The 17,474-nt window shown below is 64.6% G+C and carries 14 protein-coding genes, 1 tRNA gene and 1 pseudogene; 9 read left to right on the top strand and 7 right to left on the bottom strand.

The annotated features are described in order from the left end of the window. Nucleotides 1-852, top strand: coding sequence for a mycofactocin-coupled SDR family oxidoreductase (locus tag ACQ5DX_RS26950; RefSeq protein ID WP_430335835.1), 852 nt, complete (start codon nucleotides 1-3; stop codon nucleotides 850-852). A 671-nt stretch (nucleotides 853-1,523) separates the two neighbouring features. Here the strand turns inward: ACQ5DX_RS26950 and ACQ5DX_RS26945 are convergent. The 6 genes from ACQ5DX_RS26945 to ACQ5DX_RS26920 all read right to left on the bottom strand — a co-directional run bounded on the left by ACQ5DX_RS26945 (nucleotide 1,524) and on the right by ACQ5DX_RS26920 (nucleotide 7,155). Beyond that, nucleotides 1,524-2,048, bottom strand: coding sequence for a hypothetical protein (locus tag ACQ5DX_RS26945; protein WP_430335834.1), 525 nt, complete (start codon nucleotides 2,046-2,048; stop codon nucleotides 1,524-1,526). 666 nt (nucleotides 2,049-2,714) lie between these two features. Then, nucleotides 2,715-3,524 (bottom strand): YbjN domain-containing protein, encoded by an 810-nt coding sequence (locus ACQ5DX_RS26940; protein ID WP_430335833.1) that lies wholly within the window; start codon nucleotides 3,522-3,524, stop codon nucleotides 2,715-2,717. Nucleotides 3,525-3,853: 329 nt separating this feature from the next. After that, complete coding sequence (locus ACQ5DX_RS26935; protein WP_430335832.1) at nucleotides 3,854-5,077, bottom strand: phosphoserine transaminase; 1,224 nt, start codon at nucleotides 5,075-5,077, stop codon at nucleotides 3,854-3,856. A 4-nt stretch (nucleotides 5,078-5,081) separates the two neighbouring features. Continuing rightward, entirely contained in the window at nucleotides 5,082-5,513 is a 432-nt protein-coding gene (locus ACQ5DX_RS26930; RefSeq protein ID WP_430335831.1) for a GNAT family N-acetyltransferase, read from the bottom strand. Beyond that, nucleotides 5,510-6,382, bottom strand: a complete 873-nt coding sequence (locus ACQ5DX_RS26925) for a PfkB family carbohydrate kinase (RefSeq protein WP_430335830.1) — start codon at nucleotides 6,380-6,382, stop codon at nucleotides 5,510-5,512. The genes ACQ5DX_RS26930 and ACQ5DX_RS26925 overlap by 4 nt, the downstream gene beginning before the upstream one ends. A 2-nt stretch (nucleotides 6,383-6,384) precedes the next feature. Then, a complete protein-coding gene (locus ACQ5DX_RS26920) occupies nucleotides 6,385-7,155 on the bottom strand; it encodes a YggS family pyridoxal phosphate-dependent enzyme (RefSeq protein WP_430336314.1) in 771 nt (256 codons plus the stop codon). 77 nt (nucleotides 7,156-7,232) lie between these two features. On the opposite strand from ACQ5DX_RS26920, the gene ACQ5DX_RS26915 reads away from it, so the two are divergent. The 8 genes and pseudogenes from ACQ5DX_RS26915 (at nucleotide 7,233) to glyA (ending at nucleotide 16,142) form a co-directional block, all read left to right on the top strand. Beyond that, a complete protein-coding gene (locus ACQ5DX_RS26915; protein WP_430335829.1) occupies nucleotides 7,233-8,555 on the top strand; it encodes an aminotransferase class I/II-fold pyridoxal phosphate-dependent enzyme in 1,323 nt (440 codons plus the stop codon). Nucleotides 8,556-8,557: 2 nt separating this feature from the next. Continuing rightward, a complete protein-coding gene (locus ACQ5DX_RS26910; RefSeq protein ID WP_430335828.1) occupies nucleotides 8,558-9,817 on the top strand; it encodes a pyridoxal phosphate-dependent aminotransferase in 1,260 nt (419 codons plus the stop codon). 37 nt (nucleotides 9,818-9,854) lie between these two features. Beyond that, a complete protein-coding gene (locus ACQ5DX_RS26905) occupies nucleotides 9,855-11,195 on the top strand; it encodes an aminotransferase class III-fold pyridoxal phosphate-dependent enzyme (protein ID WP_430335827.1) in 1,341 nt (446 codons plus the stop codon). A 36-nt stretch (nucleotides 11,196-11,231) separates the two neighbouring features. Then, nucleotides 11,232-11,302, top strand: a tRNA-Cys gene (locus tag ACQ5DX_RS26900). Between the two features lie 86 nt (nucleotides 11,303-11,388). Then, nucleotides 11,389-12,015, top strand: coding sequence for a non-canonical purine NTP pyrophosphatase (locus ACQ5DX_RS26895; RefSeq protein WP_430335826.1), 627 nt, complete (start codon nucleotides 11,389-11,391; stop codon nucleotides 12,013-12,015). A 73-nt stretch (nucleotides 12,016-12,088) separates the two neighbouring features. After that, on the top strand, nucleotides 12,089-13,336 hold the full coding sequence (gene ilvA, locus ACQ5DX_RS26890; RefSeq protein ID WP_430335825.1) for a threonine ammonia-lyase IlvA: 1,248 nt from the start codon (nucleotides 12,089-12,091) through the stop codon (nucleotides 13,334-13,336). A 171-nt stretch (nucleotides 13,337-13,507) separates the two neighbouring features. After that, a pseudogene (locus tag ACQ5DX_RS26885) lies at nucleotides 13,508-14,828 on the top strand (TrpB-like pyridoxal phosphate-dependent enzyme). Nucleotides 14,829-14,861: 33 nt separating this feature from the next. Continuing rightward, nucleotides 14,862-16,142: a serine hydroxymethyltransferase gene (gene glyA, locus ACQ5DX_RS26880; protein WP_430335824.1), complete on the top strand. Its 1,281-nt coding sequence runs from the start codon at nucleotides 14,862-14,864 to the stop codon at nucleotides 16,140-16,142. A gap of 240 nt (nucleotides 16,143-16,382) precedes the next feature. On the opposite strand, the gene ACQ5DX_RS26875 is transcribed toward glyA, so the two are convergent. Further along, nucleotides 16,383-17,474 (bottom strand): histidinol-phosphate transaminase (locus ACQ5DX_RS26875; protein ID WP_430335823.1); only part of this gene is annotated, 1,092 nt, incomplete at its 5' end.

The following is a 17,474-nucleotide window of genomic DNA, read 5'->3' as shown; positions in this document are numbered from 1 at the left end:
ATGACGCTACTCGCAGGAAAGACTGCATTCATCACGGGAGCGGCGCGCGGCCAGGGTCGCGCGCACGCGGTCCGGCTGGCGGAAGCGGGCGCGAACATCATCGCCCTCGACATCTGTCGCGACCTCGACACCGCCCCCTACACCGGATCGACCACCGAGGACCTCAGCCGCACAGCAGAACTCGTCGAGGCAGCAGGCGGACGGATCATCACCGCCGAGGCCGACGTGCGGCAGAGCCGGCAGATCGAGAAGGCCGTCGAGAACGGCCTGGCAGCCTTCGGCAGCATCGATATCCTCGCCGTCAACGCGGGCATTGCCGGCTACGGACCGGCCATCGAATTGTCGGAGGCCAACTGGCAGGAGATGATCGACATCAACCTCACCGGCGCATGGAAGACCGTGCGCGCGGTGGCACCGTCAATGGACAAAGCCGGACGGGGCGGCTCAATCATCCTGACCAGCTCCGTCGCAGGGATGATCGCCTTCCCGAACCTGGCGCACTACTCGGCGGCGAAGCACGGGCTCATCGGCCTGATGAAGGTTCTTGCCGTGGAGCTGGCTCCGAAGAGCATTCGCGTGAACGTCATCTGCCCGAGCCACGTCAACACCCCCATGATCCAGAACCCGGCGGTCTACGAGCTGTTCACCGGTGGGGTCGCCGGAGCTACCGCTGAACAGGCGAGTTCGGCAATGAAGTCGATGCACGCCCTTCCGATCCCGTGGGTTGAATCCGAGGACATCAGCAGTGCAGTGCTCTGGCTCGCCTCCGACGAAGCCCGATACGTCACGGGAGTCGTTCTGCCGGTCGACGGTGGACTGACCGCGCCGTTCAAGCTTCCACACGACGTGTAAGCGCTGTCGCACGAACATGCTTCGACCCCGATACCGCCCCGTCGGCGCCCCGGGGTCACCGAGGCGGTTGCTACGTGTGTCGCGCCTGTCGTCGCTGCTCGTACGTGGCAATCGCCGCGCATGAGCAGCGGCACGGGCGCTTCCAGCTCGATTGGTCTCCGACTGCGCGAAAGACGCTTCGCGTGAGGTGGCGAAGGGAGAATTGAGCCCGGATGCCATGGTGAACGTCCCTACACCGCTACAGGCGATTCAGGTCCTCTACCGCTCGGCAGACGCGCTCGGTCGAGCGTCTGCGAACGTGACCTCGATCCTGCGGCCACCGAAGGCCCAACCAGAGAAAGTCGTTTCGTACCAGTCCTTTTACGACTCGCTGACTCCAGACGACGGCCCATCGCGTGCGATCGCCGGCAACAGCCCGATCGGTGGGTGGGCCCCCGTGGCCGCAACTTCGGGATCAGGGGCACGCTCGCATCCAGCGAAGCGGCCCTGTTCGGGCCGCTGTTGGCGCTGGGTTACACGGTGGTCATACCGGATGTGGGCATGAGCCCGTGCGACGTCTTCGGACCTGCCTGCCACTTGCTCGACAACGCGACACCGTCGCGCCCGGTGATGTCGAATCCGCTGCGCTCGACGATGGTTGTGCCGATGTGGAATCCAGTGGCGAAGACGATTCAGTCGAGGTCGTATTCCGCACTCGCGGTGACGATCCCGCGATCGGAGATTGTTGTGATGGCATTGTGGGCGCTGACGTCGACGAGGGACACGTTGGGCAGGTTGAAGGCAGGGAGGTAGTCGTCGCTGAAGCAGGGCCGTTTGCATAAGGATCCGTAGTAGAGCTTGAGCATTTTCGCGGTGCCGATGTCGTGAACGAGCTGGTCGACGCGTCGGCGCAGGTCCTCCATATGATGGAAGTCCGCTACTTCGAGTAGATCGGGCATCTCTTCCGGACTTGCAGTATGGATCTCCTTCTTGAAGAAGCTCCCGACCTTGCGCATGACGCGAGTCCACCCGTCATCGACCATGTCATCGCCGTCGGTGTGTCCGGACACCATCCGGGTGAAGTTCATCATCCGTTCGACCGGCCAACCGCCCGGTAGCTGATCCCACCATCCCGGGTCTGTGGGGCTGCTGCCGTGCTCGCCGATCAGCGATGGCGTCCGCTGGAACACGTACAGATGCTGCGCGTGCGCCGCCATAGGCGGAACACACTGCACGGCAGTGGCGCCGGTTCCGATGATCCCGACACGTTTGTCCGCCAGCCGGCTCCGTCGAGGCCTAGTCCGGTCATCGTGCCAACTTCAGGGCCGCTGGGGCTTGCCTTGCGTCAGGAAAATGGCCGTGATTCAGCACAGTGTCGGTTGGAGTATGGCGGTTGTCGTGCCGCTCGACCGGTGCCGTCGACCTGCACCGCGCGAGCGCGCGATCGACAGCACCCACCACCGGCCGCGACCTCAATGGCGGCCCGGTCCAGATCGCGGCCAATGGCGATGACGAGAAGATGCCTTCGACGACCCGACGTAGACACCGATACTGCAAAGCCGACGAGGCCGTCCGCATCGGCATGGGCCAGGAGTGCGGCCAGGATCGCCTCCCAGGACCGTACCGGCATTGCGCTTCCAGATTGTCTGCCACGGAACGAATTTCGCTGGCATGTCACGCCCGCGGTGCGGGCCCGGTATCAGTGACTTCGACGATCTGCCGAGCCCACCAGCACGGCACCAACCTCTCGCACGGCACAGGGAATCTGTCGAAATACACGAATCCGCTCGTTGAACACGGCGGTCACGCACTGGTCCGTTCGCGGGAAAGTGAATCAAGCGAGGCCTTCCCTGCCGAGTGGCGACCGCTGTGTCTCCAGTCCGCTACTGTCTAGGCCGAGCCCTTTCCCACACCTCCGGGAATCTCTTGTTCACATGCTCGAAGAACGTCATGCCCGTGTCGATGGCGCAGGCGAGATGCTGCAGGAGTTGGTCGTCGCTCAAACCGTGCTCGTAGTCGACATTGAGTTCGGCGTGAAGACGCAATATGCCCTCGTCGTCGCGCTCGACGTAGGCCTTCGGCCACAGCTTCTCGAAGTTCCACGTGTTGCAGACCTTGAGAGCCCGGAGGTAGTCGGATTCTTCGATCTTGCCGTGCCAGAAGCCACACACGCACAATAACTCTCCGCTGCCGCCGTTGACTAAGAAGTGAAACGATCCATACACCCAAGTGACGCCGATGGCACCGTTGGCGTCGACACTGTACGACCACCCCGCCCGCTCCAGCGCGGCCTTGATTCGTTCCTGCGAGAGCGCGGCGAGACCGCTCTCAATGCCCGGTACCGCTTCCTTCCTGAACAACCTCATGGTGTGCCCTTCCGACTGGTATTGAGTGCGATGCAGCCAAGGGTGGTTACCTGCCGCCGCCTCAGGCAGCGTGGCGAATGCTACTTCGCGGTACTTCATGGATGAACCCGCCATCTCGATGCGAAAACTGCTGTACCGAGGCCAGATCGGCGCATGCGGTGGCGGAGTCTTCTGCTGGCGCGAACACATCGATACCAACGCGCGACAGAGTTCTTCCCACGGCGGAATCTTTTCTAATTTCAGGCTCGCCCCGGCGGGCCCGCCAGCTCGCTGATTCTCGCTCCGCCCGCTCGTGGAGTTGGAGAACGCCTCGGCGGTCTCGTGCAACGGCAGCAGCAGTCTGCCGACATTCTCGGCCTCGTCGTCGAGCCGCTCGATCCATTCGGGCAGATGCGCCCCGTTGAGGCGACCAATCGTGCCCGGCGGGGGGACGAGGTGGCGTTGCAGGCGCCGGAGTCGTCGAGATTCGATGCGAACAGGCCACCCAGCACCGTCTCGGTCTCGGCACCCTTGACCTGGGCACCCATCTCGATGTGGTGATCGAGCTTGTACTCGGCCCGGATCTGGTCCTCCGGCCCACGGGCGAGAGGCTCGTCGTCCTGAATGATTCGTCCAAGTTCGCTTGCCGCCGATGTTCACTGCTCATCCACCATGCTTCAACCCTGACTCGAGGGCGGTAGCGGTCGGCACTGTAGCTGAAGTTCAACGTATTTCACGCCATCTATGGACTGAGACTTGGCTTCAGTGAACGCCCAGTCCAGCCAGTCGGTCAGCACAACGAGATCGTGAGCTTCCACGGTTGCGCCGCACCAGATGCGCAGTCCCGGAGGTGCGTCACGATGGGAGCCGATGTCGTAGGCTGCCCCCTGCGCTTCGAGCAGGGCGACGATACCCCTGGCGCATGCGGCGACGGCCTCACTACCTCCTGCGGTCACTTCGGGGTCAACGATCGACAGGCACTCACTGGTGTTGGAGCGGGTTTCTGGCCTGACGGCGAGATGCGTGACCCAGCCCCGGCTGTCTACCCAGTCGGTCAGAACTTCGGCGTTGGCGTCAGCACGGGCGACGAGTCCTGTCAATCCACCGTTGACCTCGGCCCAATGTAGCGCGTCGATGTAGTCCTCGACGCAGAGCATCGAGGGGGTGTTGATGGTCTCGCCTTGGAAGATGCCTTCGTTGATTCTGCCGTTGTTGGTGAGTCGGAACAGTTTCGGGAGTGGCCATCTCGGTGTGTAGTTCTCAAGCCTGTCGACCGCGCGTGGTGACAGGATCAGCATTCCGTGGGCGCCCTCGCCGCCAAGAGCCTTCTGCCAGGAGAAGGTGACCACATCGAGCTTCTCGAAGTCGAGGGGTTGAGCGAAGGCGGCCGAGGTCGCATCACAGATCGTCAATCCCTTGCGGTCCAGTGGAATCCAGTCGGCGTTGGGAACTCGCACACCGGAGGTGGTGCCGTTCCAGGTGAAGACCACATCGCGGTCGCTGGGGTCGACTCGGGTGAGATCGGGAAGCTCTCCGTAGGGAGCAGTGATGATACGAGCGTCCAGGCCCAGTTGGTCGACGATGTCGGTGCCCCAGCCGTGGCCGAAGCTTTCCCACGTCAGGACGTCGACGGGCCGAGGACCGAGCAACGACCAGAGTGCCATCTCGACGGCGCCAGTGTCGGAGGCGGGCACGATACCGATGCGATGACCGGCGGGGACGCACAGCACGTCACGGGTCAGCTCGATGGCGAGTTTCAGCCGGTCCTTACCCGCCTCGGCACGGTGCGACCGTCCCAGCGGCGCGCCGGCGAGCTGCTCGAGGCTCCATCCGGGACGCTTCACCGTTGGACCGGAAGAGAATTGGGGACGGGTGGGTCGGGTGGAGGGTGGGGGCGTCATGATCCTAGGTCAATTCGAGCGTGAAGTGGTGAGCTCTGATGTCCATGCGTTCGCGGAGATAGAAGCGGTGGGCATCGTGCCGTTGGACCCCGGAGTCCAGGTCGAGAATCTGACATCCGAGGTCGCGGGCACGTTGCGCGAGAGACCTCAACAGAGTGGCCCCGTGTCCTCGGGAGCGTGCGTTCGCCGTCGTGGAAAGATCGTCAACGTGAAGTTTGCGAATTGCGGACGTTCCGAAGATGATTCGCCAGCCCGCCACCGCGACGCAGCGTCCGTTCTCGACGACAGCGGTGAATCGCAGGCCCTGCGGGGCACCCTCACGGAGGATCTGTGCCAAGAGTTCCCTGGTGAGATGGGGGCGCAGCTCCTGCAGGATAGGTAAGGCACTCCCCCAAAGCACGTCATCTGGACCCAGGTCGACGAGTCGCGTGGTCATGTGAAACGTTCCTTCCGGCAGATCTGGAGTGCTGTGTGTCCGGCGGCGGCGTCGACGGCCGGTAGAAGATCGTCACCCGCGAGCAGTCGTGAGATCAATGACGCGGTGAAGGTGTCACCGACCCCCGCCGGAGTAGCGGGAGCGACAGTGCGCGAGAGGATTTGCACGGTGTCGTGAGTGAGAACGAGCTCACCGATCCGGCCGAGGCTGGAACCGCCGACGCTCAAGGTCGTGCTGCGCAGCCCCGTCACGACGATCCATTGCGTCTTGTGCGTCATCAGGCATTGCGCTGCGGCCGTTACGTCCTTGAGTCGTGTCAACGAGGAGAGCGGGCGATCGGTGAGGAGCGCGAGTTCGAAGAGATTCAGTGTGAGCCCTGTGGCCATCGGCAGCAGCCATCGTCGGAGCGCTGGAGCCACGTTCGGATCGTTGTAGAAGCCGACTCCGACGTCGCCAAGGGTCGGGTCGAGCACGAACGGAGCGTCGACCGCCGATCCGGTGCGCGAACTGCACCATTCGGCAACAACTGCGGCGTGTTCCCGCAAGGCGAGATAGCCGACGCTGATGGCGCGCAGCTGGTCGAGTGCTCCACTGCGGTCCAAGTCGTGCAGGACCTCCCACAACCAGTCCGCGGGCAGGTCCGCCCTGTGCATGGACGGGTAGTGGGGCAGGACGCTCAGGATGGTGGTGGGCACCGCGGCACATCGCAGACCGGAGGCCTCGTACACGGGTAGGGCCGCGTTTAGGCCGACCGAGCCGTAGGCCAGTTGCGAGCCGATGGCCAAGACCTCCGCGGGACGCGGATCGAGTTCGAGGTGCCGGGCGTCCGCACTGCCGGCGCCGACGTGGGTCGCCTGATCAGTACTCACGATCATTCTTTCGTGGGCGTGGGCCAGTAGAGGTCATTCGCGGTGGTTCGTGCGCCGAAGATGGCCTGGCCCACGCGAACGCAGTCCGCGCCTTCCTCGATGGCAACCTCGTAGTCGCCGGACATGCCCATCGACAGCTCTCCCGGACCGATGAGGTCGGGATCGGTGTCACGGGCGTGGTCGCGGACGGTGCGCAGTAGCCGAAAGCACTCGCGGACCCGGGGCGTGTGGGCAGTGAACAGGGCCAGTGTCATGAATCCTCGAACCCTGAGCGCCGTGTACCGCGGCAGTGCGGCGAGGAAGCCCGGCACGTCGGCCGGTTCCAGCCCGTACTTGGACTCTTCGGCCGAGGTATTGACCTGCACGTAGACATCGAGGGACCGACCCAATGCCTGAAGGCGGCGATCGAGTACCTCGGCGACGCGCAGGCTGTCCAAGGCTTGAAATTCAGCTGCGAAGGCGGCGACATCCCGCGCCTTGTTGGTCTGCAGATGTCCGATGACCGACCATCGAACTTCAAGATCGGCGAGGTTCGCATGCTTGCGTTTGGCTTCTTGCACCTTGTTCTCACCGAGTTCGCGGCATCCCGCCTGCACCGCCAGGCGGACTCTGTCCTCGGCGACGGTCTTACTCACCGGTAGTAACCGGATCTCGGACGCGTCGCGACCCGATCGTTCGGCGGACGCGGCGATACGGGCCCGCACCGAAGCAATGTTGCGCGCAAAGTCGTCGATGGTTGCTGGCCGGCGGGTACTCCGGACGACTCGATGCATCGGATACACTTGGCATAGGCCAAATAATACATGGTCTAGTCTAAGTCGACGAGCGGTGTGACGGAAGGACATTCGAAGTGACGCGAATCGAGGGCAAAACGGCAGCCGACATCGCCGGCAGTGTGCGCCTGCTAGTGGACACCGGCTCGCTGCACGCCGGAGACGGGCTGCCCCCGGTCCGCGAGCTGGCGAAGTCGCTCGGCGTGAATCGCAACACCGTGGTCGCCGCCTATCGTCAACTAGCCCTCGCGGGCGTCGCGATAACCAATCGAGGTGCGGGCACGTCGATCGCCCCGGCCCCGAGATTCGTCGAGGAAGGTTTTGCCCCGGACACCGTCCTCCGTGATGTCAGCCACGGGAACCCGGACCGGGATCTTCTACCCGACCCCACGACAGTGCAACTGCCACCGTCCCCACCGGTGTTGTACGGCGAGTCGACAATCGACCCGGGACTGGGGGAATGGGCAACATCGCAGTTCGCCGCCGATCAGCCGCGCGAATTCCGTCTGACGGTCACCAGCGGCGCTGTCGATGCGATCGAGAAGCTGCTCTCCCAGGCGCTCAGCCATGGTGACGCGGTCGCCCTGGAAGACCCCTGCTTCCTCACCAGCATCAACGCCGTCCGGCGCGCAGGCTACCGACCTGTCCCCGTCCCGGTCGACGACGAGGGGATGACAGCCGACGGATTGCGTTCCGCCCTGGAGGCCGGCGCCCGCGCCGTCGTGTGCACTCCTCGCGCCCATAACCCCACCGGACTGAGCCTCACGCCGTCGCGGGCCGCAGAACTACAGGACGCGCTCGCCAACCATCCGCACGTGCTGGTCATCGAGGACGACCACTTCTCCCTCCTCTCCCAGGCCCGCTACCACAGCATCATCTCGCGCTCCCATCAGCGGTGGGCACTGGTGCGGTCGGTGTCGAAGTTCCTCGGCCCCGACCTGCGCGTCGCGGTCGTAGCGAGCGACCCGGGCACCGCGGAACGGTTCGCGACACAGATCAGTGGCGGAACGACGTGGGTCAGCCACCTCCTCCAGCGCACCGTACACGCGCTCCTCACCGACAGGACGACACAGGACCGAATTCACGCCGCCGCCCTGCACTATCACCGGCAAAACACACAGTTCGTCGAGCTTCTGCAAGATCGCGGAATCACCGCCACCAGCGGCGACGGCGTCAACATCTGGGTGGATACCGGCTCCGACGCGCATGCCGTCGCCGGGCAGCTGATGCGTCACGGCTGGATCGCCCGCACGGGTGACAGCTTCGCCCTGGGCACCGAGTCGGGCGCCGAACGTATTCGACTGACGGTCCACGAACTCGACACGGACGCTGCCGAGACGCTGGCCGACGCTCTCGCCAAGGCCACGGCAGCCGCACGCACGACAGGAGCAGGACTGTGACAATGCACGTGACACCAGTCGCGAAGCACATACGGGTGGGCTCGTCGTCGAGGTTGAACGGCGTCCTCTACGACCTGCGGGGGCCCGTGCACGAACGCGCCGCCGAACTGGAGCGGCGCGGGCAGGAGATCCTGCGCCTGAACATCGGAAACCCTGCCCCGTTCGGGTTCGAAGCGCCAGAGGTTGTGGTCGGCGCGCTCCGGGACGCGCTTCCGCATGCGCACGGCTACTCCGAATCGCAAGGGCTCGGCTCCGCCCGAGAAGCGATCCGGGACCACTACGCTGCCCGGCCAGGGTTTCCGGCCGCGGGCATCGACGACATCCTGATCGGCAACGGTGTATCGGAATTGGTAACCCTCACCCTGCAGGCCCTCCTCGAGCCCGGTGACGAAGTCCTCATCCCGTCTCCGGACTACCCCTTGTGGACGGCCTCGACAGTGCTCGCCGGTGGAGTACCCCGGCACTACCCGTGCGACGAAGGCGACGGATGGGCGCCCGACACAGAGGAATTGGGGCGCATGGTAACGCCACATACCCGGGCGATCGTCGTCATCAACCCCAACAACCCCACAGGCGCGGTGTACTCACGGCGCACGCTCGAAGCCATCGCCGCTGTCGCGGATCGGCACGGGCTTCTCCTGCTCTCTGACGAGATCTACGACCGGATCGTCTACCCCGGGCACGTCCACGTCAGTACCGCTCAGGTTGCGCCCAAACAGCCGTGCATCACCTTCTCGGGACTGTCCAAGACATCGCGTGTCGCCGGCTACCGCGCCGGTTGGGTTGTCGCTACCGGGTTCACGCCCGACGACGGGTACCTCGCAGGCCTTCGCCTGCTCGCCTCGATGCGCATGTGCGCCTCCGTTCCCGCGCAGCACGCGATCACCGCGGCGCTGCTGCACGACGACACGATCGCCGCGCTCCGAATGCAAGGAGGACGCCTCTTCGAACAGCGCGCACTGACCGTCCGGCTGTTGCAGGACATCCCCGGCGTGACCTGCCACGAACCAGGCGGCGGCCTGTACGTCTTCCCTCGCATCGACCCTGACGTCCACGAGATCGTCGACGACGAACAGCTCGTCCTCGACTTCCTCGACGCCGAGCATGTTCTCCTCGTCCACGGGCGCGCGTTCAACTGGGCGCGCCCCGACCACCTGCGCATCGCCTTCCTGCCCCACACTCCGGTACTCGCCGACGCGTTGGAACGGTTCGCCCGGTTCCTCACCGACTACCGGCAACACTCACACCCCCGCGCGGTGTGAGGCCCCCAGAACCGAACCGACACAAGAAAGAAGCCACATGACCGACACCCTTACTACGGCATCCACCGCAACCGGGCCAGCGCTGGTCACCGAGGTTCCCGGGCCGAAGAGTCGCGCGCTCCACAGCCGCAAGACCGCAGCTGTGCCCCGCGGAATCGGGAGCGCGCTGCCGATCTACATCGATCACGCCGAAGGCCCGTGGCTCATCGATGTCGACGGCAACCGGTTTCTGGACTTGGGTTGTGGCGCCGGCGTCAACATGATCGGCCACCACCAGCAGAGCATCATCGATGCGGCGACGGCGCAGCTGAACCGAGTCACCCACACCCTGTTCGGCATCACGCCTTACGAGGGATACGTGCACCTGGCCGAACGCCTCGCCGAGAAGACTCCCGGTTCGCACGCGAAGAAGACCATGTTCGTCAACTCTGGTTCCGAAGCGGTCGAGAACGCGGTGAAAGTCGCGCGGGCGTACACGGGGCGGGGAGCCGTAGCTTCCCTGGACCACGGGTTCCACGGCCGCACCAATCTGACCCTCGCAATGAACCACCGAGCCGTCCCGTACGCAACGGGTTTCGGGCCGTTCGCACCCGACATCCACCGGGCGCCGAACTCCTACCCGTTCCGCGACGGGCTCACGGGTCGGCAGGCCGCCGACCGGACGATCACATACCTGGAGGAACGCGTGGGCGCCGCCGATCTCGCCGCTCTCGTCGTCGAACCCATCCAGGGTGAGGGCGGATTTATCGTGCCCGCGGACGGCTACCTTCCGGCCCTGCAGGAATGGACCAACCGAAACGGCGTCGTTCTCGTAGCCGACGAAATCCAGTGCGGTCTTGGCCGGACCGGAACCTGGTTCGCCAGCGAACTCTTCGGCTTCGTCCCCGACGTCGTGCTCACCGCGAAGCAGATCGCCGCCGGCCTGCCCCTTGCCGGGGTCACCGGACGAGCAGAGATTATGGACGCCGCGGCGCCCGGCGGCCTCGGCGGGACCTTCGGCGGCAACCCCGTCTCGATCGCCGCCGCGCACGCCGTCCTCGACCTGCTGGAAGGTGAGGAGCAGTTCGCCGCCGCCCGCCGGATCGGCAGCACGCTCACCAGTGGGCTACGGCGAATCGCCGCGCACCATCCCGTCATCGGCGACATCCGGGGGCACGGTGCGATGATCGCCTTCGAACTGACCCGGGCCGGAACGACCGAACCGCTGCCAGGTAGCGCCGCCTCGATCAGCGAGCACGCGGCCCGTCGCGGCGTCGTCCTGATCACCGCCGGCAGCAATGGCAACGTCATCAGATTCCTGCCCACCCTCGACGTCACCGACGATCTCCTCGAGTACGCGCTCACCGTGATCGAGGATGCACTCAACCGACACGAGTGAGTCGACGCTGCGCCGGCCGAGGAGTCGGTGCAGCACGGTGGGGTGACCGAATGGCCAGGTAGCGGTGCGCAACACCGCGCATGCAGGTTCGAATCCTGCCCCCACCTCGACAGGAAAACCCTCCGCGGGCTCGGGCCCCGTGGTGGTGCATCCGATAGTTCCCGAATTTGTTGCCGGCCAAGAGAGGTCGTAGATGACCGAGCACAACGCATTCGTTCTTGCGACGCACAACGCAACCAAAGTTGCCGAGTACCACTACATCACCGGATTGGTCCTGCCAGGCTGGACACCGGCTTCGTACGACGGCCCCGAACCGGTCGAGGACGGGCTCAGCTTCCGCGACAATGCCCTCATCAAGGCACGCGTCGCCGCCGCACACTCCGGGCTTCCCGCTCTCGCCGACGATTCCGGACTGTGCGTGGATGTACTCGGAGGCGCCCCCGGCGTGTTCTCGGCCTTCTGGGCCGGGCACCGGAAGGACCTCACCGCCAACCGGAACTTGCTGCTCGACCAGCTCTCCGACGTCACCGACCCGCACCGGACGGCGCGATTCACCTCTGCGCTCGCGCTGGTCACTCCTGGTGGCGCCGAATACGTTGCCGAAGAACACTGGTCGGGCCGGTTGGCCGCGACATCCGCGGGTGACGACGGATTCCCCTACGACTCGATCTTCATCCCTGACGGTCAAAGGCCCGGCTACCAATTCACCGTCGCCGAGTGGGACACCGAGTACCGGTACCGGAAATCGCACCGGGCCCGCGCACTCGCAGCACTCGTTCCCGCATTCGAAGCGCTGACCGACGTCCTTGCGCGCGGATGAGTCGTCATCATCACCCAACTACGGCGGCGTATCCCTGCTGCCCCGAACTCCCTACGTGAAAGGCGATGATCACGTGCATGCAGTTGTCGCCGCGGCAGTTGATGAAGCGGCATCGCGCCTTGACGGGATCATCCGTCGTACTCCACTCGAGCGAAATGCCCGGCTGTCGGATATGACAGGATCGGAAGTCTGGCTGAAGCGGGAAGACCAGCAGGTCGTGCGTTCGTACAAACTGCGGGGCGCCTACAACTTCATCGTGCAGATCCAGGACGAGGTCCGCGGTGTCGGAGTGGTCTGCGCCAGCGCAGGCAATCATGCACAAGGCGTCGCCTGGGCGTGCAATCATCTCGGCTTGCCCGGCCGAATCTACGTGCCGCGCACCACCCCACGCCAGAAACGCGAACGCATCCGGAGCCTCGGAGGTGACGCTGTCGAGATCATGGCGACCGGCGAGACGTACGACCGGGCGCATCAGGCGGCGAGTGCGCACGCCGAGACGACCGGCGCAATGCTGGTGCCCGCGTTCGATGCGCCGGCCACCATCGCAGGACAAGGAACCATCGCTCGTGAGATCGTCGAACAGCTCGGCGAGGTTCCCAACAGGGTCATCGTTCCAATCGGCGGAGGCGGGCTACTGGCAGGGATCGCGGCATGGTCAGCTGAACACACTCCCGAGACACAGTTGATCGGCGTAGAGGCGGCAGGGGCTGCGTCGATGACAGCGGCGCTGCGCGCAGGACACCCGGTTGCGCTCGAATCGGTCGACACCTTCGTCGACGGTGCGGCTGTCCAGACCGCGGGTTCACATACCTTTCCACTGATCCGCGACCACGTTGCACGAGTGACAACGGTCGACGAGGGCCGTGTTTGTTCGGAGATGCTGGCCATGTATCAGCACGACGGGATCATCGCCGAACCCGCCGGGGCTCTCGCCACCGCCAGCCTTGGGGATTCGGCCGCGCCAGAACCCGGAGAGCTCACTGTCTGTGTCGTGTCCGGGGGAAACAACGACGTCAGCCGCTACAGCGAGGTCCTCGAACGCTCCCTCATACACGAGGGCCTCAAACACTATTTTCTCGTCGACTTCCCTCAGCAACCCGGGGCGCTGCGCCGCTTCCTCGACGACATGCTTGGACCCGACGACGACATCACTATGTTCGAATACGTCAAACGCAACAATCGGGAAACCGGTCCAGCACTAGTTGGTATCCAGGTTGGCTACCGTGGCGGCCTCGACGCACTGCTCTCTCGAATGGTGCGCTCGCGCTGTATGGTTCAACGCATCGAACCAGAGGATCCCCTTTTCGGTTTCGTCCAGTAATACATTCCCCGACGGCGCGGGATTGCCTGACTGCCGAAGTAGCAGCAGTGGAGGCGGACGACGACTCCACGTCCAGGCGTCCGAACCCAATCCAGCGCCGTCGCACTTCTTCACCACCTGTTACCATCGAATATGAAGAGGGTAGATAACGTTACTCCCGACTCGGCAGAACTGTTACTTCGTCCGGGTGGCCAGGAGAATCCCACCGGACGTAGTCATGCTCGAGCAGGCCCCGCGCCCGTGCCGACGCATTGGTACAACATCGCAGCCGACCTGCCCGAACCGATTCCACCACACCTGGATCCCGCGACCGGCGAGCCTGTTACCGCCGCCGACCTCACGGGTCTCTTTCCGACGGCATTGGCGGCACAGGAACTCAGCAAGGACAGATTCGTCCTGATCCCTGAGCCGATCCGCGATATCTATAAGTCATGGAGGGCCACCCCACTACTGCGTGCCTCACGTCTGGAACATGCGCTGAACACCCGCGCGCGCATCTATTTGAAGTATGAAGGCGCAAGCCCTGTCGGGAGCCATAAGCCCAACTCGACTGTAGCGCAGGCGTATTACAACCATATGGAGGGCGTAGCCAAGCTCACGACCGAGACCGGAGCGGGCCAGTGGGGCAGCGCTCTCGCGTTCGCAGGGGCGATGTTCGGATTGGACGTCGAGGTGTGGCAGGTGCGGGCCTCGTACGAGTCGAAGCCCTACCGGCGATACCTGATGGAACTGTACGGCGGTCAGGTGCATCCCAGTCCGTCCTCACGGACTGCAACGGGCCGAGCGATCTTGAGCAGCGATTCGGACACCCCGGGCAGCCTCGGCATGGCGGTCAGCGAAGCAGTCGAGGTAGCGCTCGCCGAGCCTCAGGCGCGGTACGCGTTGGGAAGCGTGCTCAATCACGTTGCTCTGCACCAGACAGTGATCGGAGGCTATCGCCCAACTCAGCGAGTATGGGGAAGCTACCGCCGATGTCGTGATCGGATGCGCCGGAGGCGGCTCCAACCTTGCCGGACTCTCCTTCCCGTTTCTGCGGGAGGTGCTGACCACCGATGCGTCGACACAGGTGATCGCAGCGGAGCCTGCCGCCTGTCCCTCGCTGACCCAGGGCGAGTACCGATACGACCACGGGGACTATTACGGGCTGACTCCGCTGATGAAGATGCACACACTCGGCCACGACTTCGTACCGGACCCGATCCATGCCGGCGGGCTCCGCTATCACGGCATGGCACCTGCGCTGAGTCATGCCGTGAACCTAGGTCTGGTCAAACCCGTTGCAATCCATCAGGATGCGGCATTCCATGCCGGAGCTCTCCTGGCCCGCACCGAAGGACTTGTGCCGGCCCCGGAGTCCACCCACGCGCTCGCTGCAACCTTTGCGTATCTCGACAAGACCAACTGAGAGAAGACCATTGTCATCGGCCTCTCCGGGCACGGGCAACTCGACCTACCCGCCTACCACTCCATGCTGTCCGGCACTTCACGGTGAACCGCTTATCCAAACAACAGAAGAAGACCTCACATGAATGACTTGAATGACCACCTCAGCGCCTCGTTGGCTCAGATCGACCCCGCAATCAGGGCGGTTCTCGACGACGAACTCGATCGCGAACGCTCGTACTTGGAGATGATCGCCTCGGAGAACTTCGCTCCGGTGTCGGTATTGGAATCGGCGGGTAGCGTGCTGACCAACAAATACGCCGAGGGATATCCGGGACGCCGCTATTACGCCGGCTGCGAGCCAGTCGACGTGGCCGAAGAACTCGCGATCGAACGCGCAAAGGCGATCTTTGGCGCGGACTATGCGAACGTTCAACCCCACTCGGGTGCGACCGCCAACGCCGCGGTACTGTCCGCTATTGCCCAGCCGGGCGACACAATCCTCGGGCTGCGGCTCGATCACGGCGGGCATCTCACCCACGGGATGCCACTGAACTTCTCCGGCAAGCTCTACAACGTCGTCACGTACGGGCTTGATCGAAACTCGTCCCTCATCGAGATGGATCATGTGCGTGACCTCGCTCGTGCACACCGACCGAAGGTCATCATCGCCGGATGGTCTGCTTACCCAAGGCATCTCGACTTCGTAGCCTTTCGCGAGATCGCGGATGAGGTCGGCGCCCTCCTGTGGGTCGACATGGCCCACTTCGCGGGACTGGTGGCCGCCGGCCTCCACCCGAACCCCGTCCCCGTCGCCGATATTGTCTCGTCCACCAGCCACAAGACTCTGGGCGGCCCACGCGGCGGATTCATCCTCAGCCGCGACGACACCTACGCCAAGCGCGTGAACCAGAATGTCTTCCCGGGCCAGCAGGGCGGCCCACTCATGCACGTCATTGCAGGAAAGGCCACCGCGTTCCTACTCGCCGGTACGGAACCCTTCATCGACAGACAGCGCCGAACCCTGGAAGGTGCTCGTATCGTGGCGGACCGACTGCTCGCCCCGGACGCCCACGCCAGCGGTATCGACGTGCTCACAGGAGGGACGGACGTCCACCTCGTCCTTGCAGACCTTCGTTCTTCCGAAATCGACGGGATCACCGCAGAGCGAGTTCTCCACGAAGTCGGTATTACCACCAACCGGAACAGTATTCCCTTCGATCCACGGCCACCGCTGGTCACCTCGGGCGTTCGGATCGGTACCCCTGCTCTCGCAACCCGCGGCTTCCAAACCCCCGATTTCATCGAAGCAGCCGACATCGTCGCCCACGCCCTTCAACCGAACCCGGACATTCCTGCACTACGCGTTCGTACAAAGGCACTCGCGGAGAAGTATCCGCTCTATCCGGGACTGCCGCGGTAGCGGTGTAGTGGCCTCCTGTTCCGGATGGATCCGGAACAGGAGGCCACCGACTGCCCCACCGCCGATCATTGCCGATGAGTGGCTCCGCCTGTAACGCGCGGCTATGCCTCAGCACGCGACACCGAGAACCTCTGCCTGTCAGTGATTCTCGACGCGGGAATCGACAAACTCCGCCTATCACCCAGGTAGGAAAGAGTGACTGTTCGTCACCCTCCCTGACTGGCCGCCCGCACCCGGGTGTCACGCGAGTTTCCTGCTGACGCGCAGCAGTTCGTCGTTCTCGGCGACCAGGCCGATCGTGGCACGCAGATGGCCCGGGATGCCGACGTCGCGGATCAGCACTCCCTCGTCGAGGTAGTGCTGCCACGTGCGCGCCGCGTCCTCGAAGAGCCCGAACAGGATGAAGTTCGCGTCGCTGGGCACGACGGTGTAGCCCATCTCGGTCAGCTCGGCGCTCACCCGAACTCGCTCGGACGCCAGTTCGGCCACGCTGCCGAGCGTCTCGTCCGCGTGGCGCAACGCGGCGCGCGCCGCGGCCTGCGTGACGACCGACAGGTGATAGGGCAAGCGCACCAACAGCATTGCGTCGATGAATGCCGGCGCCGCGACCAGGTAGCCGAGTCGGCCACCGGCGAACGCGAACGCCTTGCTCATCGTCCGGCTCACCACCAGCTTGGTGGGGAACTCGTCGATCAGGCTGACCGCGCTGGGCACCGACGAGAACTCGGCATACGCCTCGTCGACGATCACGATGCCCGGAGCGGCGGCGAGGATCGGCTTCAGGTCCTCGAGCGGGATGCTGTGCCCGGTGGGGTTGTTCGGGCTGGTGACGAAGACGATGTCCGGTCGACGCTCCTCGATCACCCGCACCGCGGCCGCGGTGTCGAGCGAGAAGTCGTCGTGCCGCGGGGCCGCGATCCACTCGGTCTGCGTGCCGGTGACGAGCAGCGGGTGCATCGAGTACGACGGCACGAAGCCGATCGCGCTGCGGCCGGGCCCACCGAACGCCTGCAGCAACTGTTGCAGCACCTCGTTGGAGCCGTTGGCCGCCCACAGGTTGGACACGTCGAGCGCCACACCGGTCTGCCGGGCCATGTACTCGGCCAGATCGGTGCGCAGCGCGACCGCGTCCCGGTCCGGGTAGCGGTGCAGGTCCGCGGCGGCCGCGCGCACAGCCTCGGCGACGTCGTCGACCAGCGCCTTCGACGGCGGGTGCGGGTTCTCATTGGTGTTGAGCTGCACCGGCACCGTCAACTGCGGTGCGCCGTACGGGAATTGACCGTGCAGGTTCTCCCGGATGGGCAGATCGTCGATACCGACGGCCGATCCGGC

The sequence above is a fragment of the Rhodococcus sp. ACT016 genome, from assembly GCF_050477185.1.
In the GTDB taxonomy this organism is placed as follows: domain Bacteria; phylum Actinomycetota; class Actinomycetes; order Mycobacteriales; family Mycobacteriaceae; genus Prescottella.
The sequence above is the reverse complement of the archived record's forward strand: the minus strand, read 5'-3'. Positions and strand labels throughout refer to the sequence as shown.

Coding starts and splice junctions, on each gene's coding strand:
- ACQ5DX_RS26930 (WP_430335831.1), bottom strand. CDS start 5,513: ATGACCACGCGACTCGTCGACCTGGGTCCAGATGACGTGCTTTGGGGG.
- ACQ5DX_RS26895 (WP_430335826.1), top strand. CDS start 11,389: ATGACCGAGCACAACGCATTCGTTCTTGCGACGCACAACGCAACCAAA.
- glyA (WP_430335824.1), top strand. CDS start 14,862: ATGAATGACTTGAATGACCACCTCAGCGCCTCGTTGGCTCAGATCGAC.
- ACQ5DX_RS26935 (WP_430335832.1), bottom strand. CDS start 5,077: ATGACGCCCCCACCCTCCACCCGACCCACCCGTCCCCAATTCTCTTCC.
- ACQ5DX_RS26920 (WP_430336314.1), bottom strand. CDS start 7,155: ATGCATCGAGTCGTCCGGAGTACCCGCCGGCCAGCAACCATCGACGAC.
- ACQ5DX_RS26950 (WP_430335835.1), top strand. CDS start 1: ATGACGCTACTCGCAGGAAAGACTGCATTCATCACGGGAGCGGCGCGC.
- ACQ5DX_RS26905 (WP_430335827.1), top strand. CDS start 9,855: ATGACCGACACCCTTACTACGGCATCCACCGCAACCGGGCCAGCGCTG.
- ACQ5DX_RS26945 (WP_430335834.1), bottom strand. CDS start 2,048: ATGGCGGCGCACGCGCAGCATCTGTACGTGTTCCAGCGGACGCCATCG.
- ACQ5DX_RS26910 (WP_430335828.1), top strand. CDS start 8,558: ATGCACGTGACACCAGTCGCGAAGCACATACGGGTGGGCTCGTCGTCG.